Here is an 11,315-nt window from a genome sequence, read left to right as displayed (position 1 = left end):
AGCGGCAATTTTAATTTCGTAAATTTTAACTCGATCTAAAATTGTTTGGGCTTCTTGCAAAACCAGTGCTGCCATCTGTTCCATACCATCAAAGTCACCATTTAAATAGGCAGCTTCAGCGGCAGCAATATAGAGATTCAGGGTCAATTCATACTGAAGAAGCCAGCAGTTGGCCCTCAAGAGTTCAATGCCTGTTTGCAGATAGATATTTGCCGCAGCATAAGCAGTTGAAGCTTTAGCTTTACGTCCCGCAATTAAATTTAATTGAGCTAGTCGATCTCGCTCAGTCTGATACTCAATTAACTCCACCCCCATATTCAACTGGTTGACAATATCAAAAATTTTATCTTGTATTTCTGCTTCAGGAGTATTCCTCAATAGCAGTTGCCCAATTTCGAGATGGGTTGACTGTTTCTGGGATTCGGGAATCAGAAAATATGCTGCTTGCTGCACTCGGTCATGTAAAAACTTGTAGGGAACCGATAACTCCGACGCTTGTGCAACTTCAACTGATTCCGAGTCGTGAAAAAACTTGTAAACTTCAGTAATCGGAATAACTAACCCTTCTTGCAACGCTTTCCACACATGAGCCGCTGTCTCACTCTGAGATTTTTTATGAACAATTGCCAGGGTTGCTAAGTCAAATTGGTTGCCAATACAAGCTGCAAGTTTCAGAACATTCTGGGTATCTATGGGCAATTTTTGCAACTGAATCGCCATAAACTCGACCACATCATCGGTAAAAGCTAGCGTCCTAACTTGGGAAATATCGCATTGCCAACCCCCGCTTGCTTCCCTTTGCCAAGGGGGGGGTGGGGGGGTTAAATCAAACTTAATTAACCCATCTTTATGAAGAAAATTAAGAAATTGAGTAGCAAAAAAAGGATTACCTTTGGTTTTGGTAAAAATTAGTTTCGTCAGAGGAATCGCCCTTTCTGGTGGACAGGAAAGAGTATCGGCAATCAGGCAATTTAGGGAAGTTTTGTCTAGGGGTGCTAAAGTAATTTGGTTGACTGTTGCCGAGTTTTTGCGAATCTCATCCAAGGTCAGGATCAGTGGGTGTGCTGGAAAAACTTCATTATCGCGATACGCTCCCATTAACAACAGATAGCGGGTATTCGTCTCGCTCATCAACAATTGTATTAGCTTCAAGGAAGCTGAGTCTGCCCACTGCAAATCATCCAAAAAAATTACTAAAGGATGCTCTTTTGTCGCTAAGACTCGGATGAAATTTTGCAATAATAGATTGAAGCGATTTTGAGCGGCAGTTCCCTCTAGTTCTGGCACTTCTGGCTGCTTGCCAATTAGTCGTTCTAATTCGGGGATGACATCGATAATGACTCGAGCATTCTCACCCAACGCCTCTAATATTTTGACCTGCAATTTCTGCACCTCTGCAGCACTTTCGGTAAGTAATTGTCGGATTAAATTCTGGAATGCTTGCACCCATGCCCAGAAGGGTATATCGCGCTTGAATTGGTCGAATTTACCTTTAATGAAGTAACCCCGTTGGCGGACAATGGGTTTGTGAACTTCGTTGACGACGGCAGTTTTACCAATGCCGGAAAAGCCTGCCACCAGCATGATTTCGCAAGTGCCTTCGCTGACGCGATCAAATGCTTCTAGTAGGGCCTTAATTTCAGTTTCTCTACCGTAGAGTTTTTCGGGAATGACGAAGCGATCGCAAATATCCCTATTCCCCAAGGCAAACTGGCTAATCTTCCCATTCTCTTGCCATTGCTGCCAGCAATTTTCTAAGTCGTACCGCAGTCCAAAAGCACTTTGATAGCGCGATTCTGGAGTTTTTACAATCATTTTCATAATGATGTTATTCAACACTGCCGGGATAGCTGGAATCAGATCGATCGGGGGTGTTGGAATCCTAGCAATATGGCAGTGAACTAGCTCCATCGGATCGGTAGAGTTAAAGGGTAATTTCCCTGTTAGCAGTTGGTAAAATGTGACTCCTAATGAGTAAAAATCGGTGCGGTAGTCAATCCCTCGATTCATCCTTCCGGTTTGTTCCGGGGACATATAAGCTAGTGTTCCTTCTAAGACGTTTGGATTTTGGATTTGTTGGTTTTCTCGGGGTAAAAGAGAGGAAATGCTGAAGTCAATTAATTTAACTTCTTTAGTTTTAGGGTGAATAATAATATTCTGGGGCTTAATATCTTTGTGAATAATTCGGTTGTGATATAGTCCTTCTATGGTTTGGACAATCTGAATCGCGATGGGCATAAATTCATCGAGGGGTAGGGGCGAAGTATGGGGGGAGGAAACCTCAGAATTACTTGATAGACGATCGCCCAAATTCTTCGCTTCAGCATTAGCAGTATACTCAGCAAGGGAAACACCCCCAACATCCTCCATTACCAGAGCAAAAGCATTGCGGTAGTTTAAGAGTGCAATGGGTTTGACAATTCCGGGAAGGTCAAGATTTTTGGTAATGGTGTACTGATTCCGCAACTGCACGAGTTCGCTAAAAGTGGGATACTCGCTCAATAGCAGTTTGATAATTACTTTTTGGTTTGACTCAGAAATTCCTCGATAAACCTGTGTTCTAGAGCCATTGTAGATTTGCTCAATGATGCGATAGCCGGGAATAGTTAACAAATTATCAGTCATGCTGAAGAGGTTAAATAAAGATTCTATAGATGCTACCGGAGCATGAAAATGATAAATTTCGGAATAGATTAAGACAGCTCTATTGCTTAGCTCGTTTCTCTAACAGGTGATATACATTGTTCAGCCTGTACTAGCTGAATTTTTTAAGCGGAAATTCTTGGTTTTTCAAATTTTATATAATTGCGCTCAAATTAGCTAAGTTTTTCACCGTTATTTTAAGATTTTCGACAAGGGCTAAAAGACACTCGGTGAAAAGCCGATCGCCCGCAGCGTTCCAAAGCCAATTTATGTTTTGCTGTTCCATATCCCTTGTTATTTGTCAAGTCATATTCAGGATACTTAACAGCCAAACGTACTATTAATTCATCGCGCCAAACCTTCGCCACAATACTAGCAGCAGCAATCTGAATCGATCGCGCATCACCCTTAATCATCGTCTCTTGCTCGATCGCCAAATTGGGGATTCTTTGATTCCCATCAACCAAACACAAATCCGGCGTCACCTTCAACTTCAAAATCGCCCGTTTCATCGCCAACAAAGAAGCCTGCAAAATATTGAGGCGATCGATCTCCCGCACCGAAGCCGCACCAACTTGACAGTCAACCGCCACAGCCCGGATTTTCACAGCTAACCGACTCCGGGCTGCGGCACTCAACTGCTTGCTGTCGCGCACCCCGCAACTTGCTAATTCATCGAGAACTTCGTCGGGCAAAATGCAGGCAGCAGCCACCACCGGCCCGAACAAAGCTCCTCGTCCGACTTCATCCACACCCGCAATTACCAGAGCGTTCGAGGGAGAGGGGGAAAGGGGAAGATGGAAAGATGGGAAGAGAGTAAAAATTTCTACTTCTTCCTTCTTCCCTCTTCCCTCTGACTTCTTCCTTCTTCCCTCTGACTTCATATCACTCATCCACAACGGCTGACGAGCGGCGGCGGCGGCGACGGTTGATAGCAGGCTCCTCTGGCTCGCTGGGTTGGCTGGGTTGGCTGGCTTCTATCGGCTCATGGGATTCGATCGGCTCATTGAGTTCGATCGGCTCATAGGATTCGATCGGTTCATAGGATTCGATCGGTTCATAGGATTCGATCGGTTCATAGGATTCGTCCCTCACATCGCTGGGTTCCTCCATCCGATCAAAATCATCAGTTTCGTCGATCGAACTCTCGCCATAAATTTGGGCATCATCATCATCATCATCCTCAGAAAAAGCAGGCTCAACTACCGACCTTTCTGGATAATAATCAGGTTCCTCAACATTCTGTGGAGGCGTCGTCGCTTCAAATTCAAATTCGAGCTGCTCGAAAGGCGGCTTGTTCGGTGCCGCTCCGGGGAGAGTCACCGAAACGATCGCATTCTTAGGATTTTTCACGCTGCGATCAGTAAGCACCAAAGGAGAAACCCCCATCAGAGCATAAACATCCTGCTCCTCCGCCGTCATTTCCACCGAAATCACCTCTGGAGGCTCCACCATCGGCTTCATCAACTCAGACTTAGCCGGACGCACGCGATCGAAATCCTCGCGCCTGCCAACAGTCGCCATATTCACCAGCCCGAAGCCCTCCGAAGCCGCCCGGATGCCGGGGGGTGCCAGATACTCAGAGCGCGTATCCGCGACGGGGGCGCTCGAAGTATTCGGCAGCCGCAACTTGCTACGTACAGGTTCCTCCTCCGCCGGGAGAGCAAAAGGCTCTTCGCCAATCCGGCGGCGGCGGCGGCGTCTGGTTCCGTTCCCCAAATCCTGATAGCTGGGATGGTTGAGCAAGTCCAAAGGCGATGCGTTGCTGCCGGTCTCAAAATCCAAACTTTCGCTTTGAGGCTCCCAAGCAGCCCGAGCAGGTTCGGGGGGGCGTTCTTCCCGCACGGGGGCAGGAGTTGCAGCTGCCACAGGCGTCAAGCTGCGGCGTTCCAATCCTTCGGGCAAATTCAACAAAACGCGGTTCGACGTAGCAACGGTGCGATCGCCCGATTCCCGCACCGCTGCGGCGAAGTCTTCTTCCCCAGGCAAGTGCACCAGATGACCCAACCCGCTACAAGTAGGACAACTGTGGCCGAACAACTCGTAAATATTTTGACCTTGGCGCTTGCGAGTCAGTTCTACCAGTCCCAATTCCGACAGTTGAGCGATTTGCGGTCGAGCTTTGTCAGCTTTGAGAGCTTTATTGAAATGTTCCAGCACCTGCAACTGATCGCGGCGGGATTCCATGTCAATAAAGTCAACAATAATCACCCCGGCAATATTGCGTAACCGCAGTTGTCTAGCAATTTCCGTTGCTGCTTCGCAATTTGTCCAGAGTACCGTTTCCCGAGCCGTCGCCGATCGAGTAAACGAGCCAGAGTTGACATCGATCACCGTCAGCGCCTCAGTCGGCTCGATAATCACATAACCACCCGAAGGCAAATCAACCCTTGGTCTGAGGGCTTCTCGAATCGCAGCGTTAACGCGGAAAAATTCTAAAATCGAGGCGCGCTCTCGGTGGTGATCGATCAAAACTCCCGCAGGAAGTTTACCGCCATTCCAGCTCATCAACTGCTGCTTCACCCGCTTAATTCCATTTTGCGAGTCCACCACAATCCGATTTACGTCACCGCTGAACATATCTCGCAGCACCCGCTGGATAAAATCGTCATCCCGGTTGAGTAGTGCCGGCGCCCGCGAAGTACCGCCTTCGAGTTGAACGGCTTCCCACTGTTTTTGGAGGACTTCCAAATCTTCCATGATCGCTTCTTCGGTCATCCCTTCAGCTTCAGTGCGTACCAGCAGCCCCATCCCGGCCGGTTTCACCAAAATAGCCAGGGCTCTGAGGCGGTTGCGCTCGGCTTCCGACTTGATCCGCCGTGAAAGATTGACTCCCCTGCCGTAGGGCATCAGTACCAAATAGCGGCCTGGCAGGGTAATGTTGCCTGTCAGCCGGGGGCCTTTGCTGCCCGTCGGTTCTTTCATTACCTGTACCACCACTTTCTGCTGGGGGGTCAGGAGTTCTGTAATTGCTCCTGCCGAGCGTTTAAGGCGCAGCGGGCCGAGGTCTGTGACGTGCATAAACCCGTTACGTTCTGGATCGCCAATATTAACGAAGGCCGCATCTATCCCAGGGAGTACATTTTCAACAATACCTAAGTAAATGTCACTGACTTGATGGCTGCCTGTAGCTACCACAAGTTCTTGGATTTGATCTTCTGAAAAGACGGCAGCAATGCGATGCTGCTCTGCTATAACTATCTGCTTTGTCATTCAATTTCCTCAAAAAACTGGCAGCAAGTTAGAGACACTTACGCACTCATAGTGCCTCTGACTTAGACTGTAATTAGTAGTAGCTTGAAGAGTTATTAGCTGTGAGTTGGTGCAGGGTGGAAGGAAAGTTAACTGTTGACCGTTCACTGTTAACTGTTAACTGTTGATTGTTCACTGTTAACTGTTACAGATAAAGTAGTTAAACCCGCCCGTACAGAGTTATGAGTTATGCTCAGCAGATAAATCTGAGAGATAGAAATAAGGAGGCTTTTATCGAGTTAGCAATATTGAGATTTGAGTTGACAATTGCGAAATCAATACTCAAAATTCAACACTTACAACTCTTCCTTTGAACTCAGCGAATAAATTCATTGACACCGTACCAATTTCTTAACACACAACTTAACACTACGAACTGATAACTCCGCTTGCGTGGTGGTTGAGGGCTGGTTTTGAGCGAAAGTAGGTAGGAGTGAAAGCGTAAGGACTTTTGTTGAATTCTTGTGCGATCGCACTCAACATACCCCAGCTTGGCATTCGACTGCAACCTCCGCCCCTGCCAACCCTAAAACCTCGTCAGTCGATTTGAGATTTTAGATTTGAGATTTTAGATCTACTCCACAGATGAATCTGGGACATTGAACTAGACTCTAAAATCTAAAATTTTTGGTTCTCCACGAATTAAGTCGGGGGCTTATTTCCGTTTTTTGACGGGTCAGTCGATTTGAGATTTTAGATTTGAGATTTTAGATTTACTCCACAGATGAATCTGGGACATTCAACTAAAGTCTAAAATCTAAAATTTTTGGTTCTTCACGACATAAGTCGGGGGCTTATCTCCGTTTTTTGACGGGTCAGTCGATTTGAGATTTGAGATTTTAGATTTACTCCACAGATGAATCTGGGAGCTGGAACTAAAGTCTAAAATCTAAAATTTTCGGTTCTTCACGACTTAAGTCGGGGGCTTATTTCCGTTTTTTGACGGGTCAGTCGATTTGAGATTTTAGGTTTTAGATTTTAGATTTACTCCACAGATAAATCTGGGAGCTGGAACTTTAATCTAAAATCTAAAATTTTTGGTTCTCCACGACTTAAGTCGGGGGCTTATCTGCGTTTTTTGACCCGTAAAAAAAATCTATTGTTGAATACCCGCTCTGCGGTTTGAACCGTGAGATTTTTGAATAAGCCGACCACCGACAACCAGTCGATTGATCGAAATTAATCGCTAAATTTGGTTCAGACCCCGCTCCGGCGGGTTTGGCGCTAGATTTAGCCCGTGAATGTACAACAAAAAGGCTTGAAGTCTTGAACAGAAGCAATTTGCACCCAGCCCGCGTTGCTGGTTGACGAGGGCGGCGAGCGACTAAAGCGCTCGAGCCGCCGCGGCTTCCATAACAAGCGATTATAGCGTGAAACGACACATCCCGATCGAGAGCCGAAGGTGAAATATTCCACCACGGCTTCCCTATCTTAACCATAACCCAGGATTAGCTGACTACGCTGAACCTGTAGAAGCTGAATTTCCTGCTGGCTGACTTGTTCGAGCATGAACACAATATGTTCTGGCTTTAGCAAGTTGCCATCGCTGCGACAACTGCCGGTAAAGCGCAAGACGGCTCTACCTTCGGATGTAGCACTCCTAGCAGAGGTGCTGTCTGGTTTCTGCTCTACAAGTTCTAGTTTGTGCAGTCGATCGCGCAAATTGACATCCTTCGTCTTTCCCGACTTAGTAGTATGCACCCGCCAAAAAGCCTCCATTTCGGCGATCGTCTTGACCCAAGCTTCCCAGTTGGCATCAGGAGCCACGGAGACAGGAGCAGAATTTTCATGGTCTAATTCGCCATTTTCTGTCAACGAAACCCCTACAGCCACCGTAATCACGTACTCCGCTGCTTCTAACAACTGGTTAGCAGAAGGAGCCTTGAGATCGATCGACTCAACCTTGTAAATCGGAATATTTTCCGGCAGCTTAGCGGCCAACTTTTCCCGAAAACTCTCAATATCGATCGACTCAGTGAGCTCAAAGTCGGCAATTTCCCCAGTGCTGGTAACACCCAGAGGCAGAGCATTTGCGAGAGAAATCCGAGGGTTCGGGTGAAACCCGCCGGTAAACGAAATCGGCAAATCGGCTCTGCGGACTACTCGATCGAACAATCGGATCAAATCCAAATGACCAACCAAAGCCATATCGCCCACCTTGCCGAACCAAACCCGCAAACGCTGTTTCCGCTCCGTATCCGGGACAAACTCCCCAGCAAACTCTGGAATTGGCAGCGCATCCACAACCACATTGTGTCCGAAATCGGTGCCACACACCCCACAGCGCGAACACCCTTCAAAGGAACAGTCGGGAACCGTCGCTGCTTCTAAAGCCTTTTGCAAGTCAATTTTAAGCCAGTTTTTGTCGATCCCCGTATCTAAATGATCCCAAGGCAAGGTCTGATCGAGAGATAGAGAGGGGGAGGGGGAGAGGGGGAGAGGGGGAGAATTGGAAAAATCTTCCTTGATTTCTCTTCCTTCTTCCTTCTCCCTTCTTCCGACGGACATCGGACTGACATCCGTTACATCCGTTACATCCGTTACAGAATCCGTTGCCGAACTTCCTTCTTCCTTCTCCTCTTCCATCTCAAACAGATTCCACTCGCCGCTTTCGACTTGGCGGTATTTCCAGGTAAGGCCCGACTCATCGATCGCCTGAGTCCAAGCTTTGTAAGCCTGATCCAAGCTTTCCCACCACGCATCCATACCCGCGCCAAGTTCCCAAGCGCGGCGGACTACAGCAGCCAAACGCCGATCGCCCCGTCCGACAAAATCCTCCATTGCCGAAATCCGCACATCAGTGTAATTCACCTTGACGCCCCGCATCCCCCGAAACTCTTCCTTCAGGAGTTTTTGCTTACGGGAAAACTCAGCAGTAGAAACCGAGTGCCACTGAAAAGGAGTGTGAGGCTTAGGCGTAAAATTAGAAATTGTCAAGTTAAAATTCAGTCCCCGCCTGCCATCGATCCTGCATTCCCTGTGCAGCCAGCGGACTGTTTCAGCGATACCCAGAACATCAAAATCTGTTTCTCCGGGCAAACCGATCATAAAATACAGCTTGATTTTATCCCAGCCGCGATCGACCGCAGTTTTGACACCCCGGAGCAATTCTTCGTTGGTCAAACCTTTGTTAACGATGTCGCGCATCCGCTGAGTACCAGCTTCCGGCGCAAAAGTCAAACCGCCTTGTCGCGTACCGCCGAGAATGTCGGCAATATTATCGTCAAATCGGTCAACCCGCTGGCTGGGTAGAGACAGAGAAATATTTTTATCTTTCAGGCGATTTTTGATTTCCATCCCGACAGCAGGGAGTGCCAGATAGTCGGAACAACTCAGGGAAAGCAGGGAAAACTCGCTGTGCCCGGTGGCTTGCATCCCCTGTTCGATCGCCTCTACGACTTGCTGCGGTTCGACATCGCGCGCGGGGCGAGTCAGCATTCCCGGCTGACAGAAGCGACACCCGCGGGTGCATCCCCGGCGGATTTCTACTGTCAGTCTGTCGTGTACTGTCTGGACGTAGGGAACCAGGCCGATCGAATAAGCTGGTATGGGAGTTGCCACGCGGCGCAGAATTCGTTCTGGAACTTGCGGGCGGTTGGGATGAACAGAACCGTCGGCCGCCATATCGTAGAATTGCGGGACGTAGACACCGGGAATTTGCGCTAAATCCAGCAGCAATGCTTCTCGGCTCAAATTATTTGTTTTGCCTTCTGCCAAAATCAAGCCAATTTCTGGCAGCAACTCTTCTCCATCACCCAAAGCGATGAAGTCAAAAAAGTCCGCGTAGGGTTCGGGGTTGGAAGTTGCCGTTTGCCCGCCAGCAAAAATCAGCGGTATTTGACCGTTTTGGGGATTTGTTGCTCTTTCTTGCCAAGTTAGGGGAATGCCGGCTAAATCCAGCATTTCCAGAATGTTTGTTGCTCCGAGTTCGTAGCTGAGGCTGAAGCCCAGAATATCAAATTCTGTGAGCGATCGCCTCGATTCTACGGCAAACAGCGGAGTTTTGGTCGATCGCAGTTTTGCTGCCAAATCTGGTGCGGGCAAATAAGCTCGATCGCACAACTGTCTCGGCCCTGCGTTCAAAATGTTGTAAAGGATGATGTGCCCCAGATTGGAAGCACCAACTTCATAAACTTCTGGGTAAGTGAGAACCCAGCGCACCAATGCCTCGTCCCAAGGCTTGTGCGTAGATCCCAATTCGTTTCCCAGATAACGAGCAGGCTGATTAATGTCTGCTGTAAGTAATTCTTCGACTTTTACTGCCACGGCTCGACTCGCTAAATATTTGCGACTCTTAAGCAGCCTACCTTAAAATCTGCCAACACGCCAACGACAGTAGTCTGTCTTTTCGGGCATTTAACGGAATTTACTGGGTTTTGTTGCTTGTTTTCGCTGAGGAGGCACCTCTACCAGTGCTGGTTTACACAGGAGTTTTCGGCTTCAAAGCTATCGACATTTTCAAATATCTCAAAAACTCGATCAAGTTGGCTAAGTTCCAGAATCATCTTAATCCCGGCGGATACCGAGCAAAGACTAAACCTGCGCCCCATTTTTTTCGCCTGCTTCAGGCCCGAAACCAATGTCATCAAACCGGCACTGTCAATAAATTTTACTGCGCCCAAATCTACGAGTACCGCTACAACCCCGGGGGCTGCAATTGCTGTCATGAGTTGCCGTCCCAGTTCTCCGCAGGTGGCTGCATTCAGGTGGTCTAGGGGTCGAATCACCGTAATTGGTTTATGGGCAAGAAGTGTCTGCATATGTCAAACCTATGGTTGCTACGTACTTTCAACTACTGTGCTGGACAGATGTAAGCCTAAACCTACTTGATTACTCTGAGCCTAACTTGCTCTGAGCGAAATCGACCAGTTGTTTTCAGTAATTTTACTGAATCTTTATTTATTGACTCTTTTTTATAAAATTTTGTGCAAGATTTGCGAAGGAAACGTAAGCTACTATACTATTTTTTATTTATGCCGGCAGGTTTAGTCTTGAGAATTCTAAAAAATGCGATCGACTCTCCCCTGGCTGTTAGATAAAAGTGATTCATGTAATTGAAATCACTTGTTAGTTCTGATTTAGATCACGCGCGTGATCGACTGTTCAGATAATAATTAACTTGTACGGAGTTCTCCGAGCTACTATGCAAGCAACCTATGCTATTCGTCATCTTGTAGAAAAAGCCCTCTACATTAAGCAGTTAACGCCTGACATTGAAAACGAAATCAACTACGAGCTCACCCGTTTGGGCTACATCTCGGATATTGATTATGAGGCTTTAGAGTTATTAATGGATGAAATGGATGCCGGTCGGGTGCAACTGGTATCTAGTCGATAGTTGAAACCAGGGCCCAGAAACATCCAAGAGCGAGACAAAATCCTTGTAGGGCGGGAAATAGAGGAGTGCGAGAAGCATTGAC

General features: G+C 47.5%; 7 protein-coding genes. 1 reads left to right on the top strand and 6 read right to left on the bottom strand.

From position 1 onward, the window contains the following. From QUA10_RS20390 to QUA10_RS20365, 6 genes are all read right to left on the bottom strand, one after another. On the bottom strand, positions 1-2,625 hold a 2,625-nt coding region (locus QUA10_RS20390; RefSeq protein WP_333086353.1), incomplete at its 3' end, for a serine/threonine-protein kinase PknK. Between the two features lie 215 nt (positions 2,626-2,840). Next, entirely contained in the window at positions 2,841-3,527 is a 687-nt protein-coding gene (locus QUA10_RS20385) for a ribonuclease HII (RefSeq protein ID WP_333082729.1), read from the bottom strand. A gap of 1 nt (position 3,528) precedes the next feature. Further along, entirely contained in the window at positions 3,529-5,856 is a 2,328-nt protein-coding gene (locus QUA10_RS20380) for an Rne/Rng family ribonuclease (protein WP_333082728.1), read from the bottom strand. A gap of 408 nt (positions 5,857-6,264) precedes the next feature. Next, entirely contained in the window at positions 6,265-6,393 is a 129-nt protein-coding gene (locus tag QUA10_RS20375) for a hypothetical protein (RefSeq protein ID WP_333082727.1), read from the bottom strand. Positions 6,394-7,326: 933 nt separating this feature from the next. Continuing rightward, a complete protein-coding gene (locus QUA10_RS20370; RefSeq protein ID WP_333082726.1) occupies positions 7,327-10,161 on the bottom strand; it encodes a TIGR03960 family B12-binding radical SAM protein in 2,835 nt (944 codons plus the stop codon). A gap of 140 nt (positions 10,162-10,301) precedes the next feature. Beyond that, positions 10,302-10,655 carry an STAS domain-containing protein gene (locus tag QUA10_RS20365; protein ID WP_333082725.1) on the bottom strand — a complete coding sequence of 118 codons (354 nt, stop codon included), beginning with the start codon at positions 10,653-10,655 and terminating at the stop codon, positions 10,302-10,304. A 383-nt stretch (positions 10,656-11,038) separates the two neighbouring features. On the opposite strand from QUA10_RS20365, the gene QUA10_RS20360 reads away from it, so the two are divergent. Beyond that, positions 11,039-11,233, top strand: coding sequence for a hypothetical protein (locus tag QUA10_RS20360; protein WP_193975465.1), 195 nt, complete (start codon positions 11,039-11,041; stop codon positions 11,231-11,233). Positions 11,234-11,315: the final 82 nt, after the last annotated feature.

Source organism: Microcoleus sp. Pol8_D6 (assembly GCF_036700965.1).
GTDB lineage: Bacteria > Cyanobacteriota > Cyanobacteriia > Cyanobacteriales > Microcoleaceae > Microcoleus.
Note: the sequence above shows the minus strand (reverse complement) of the source record. Positions and strands in the feature narration are given on the sequence as shown.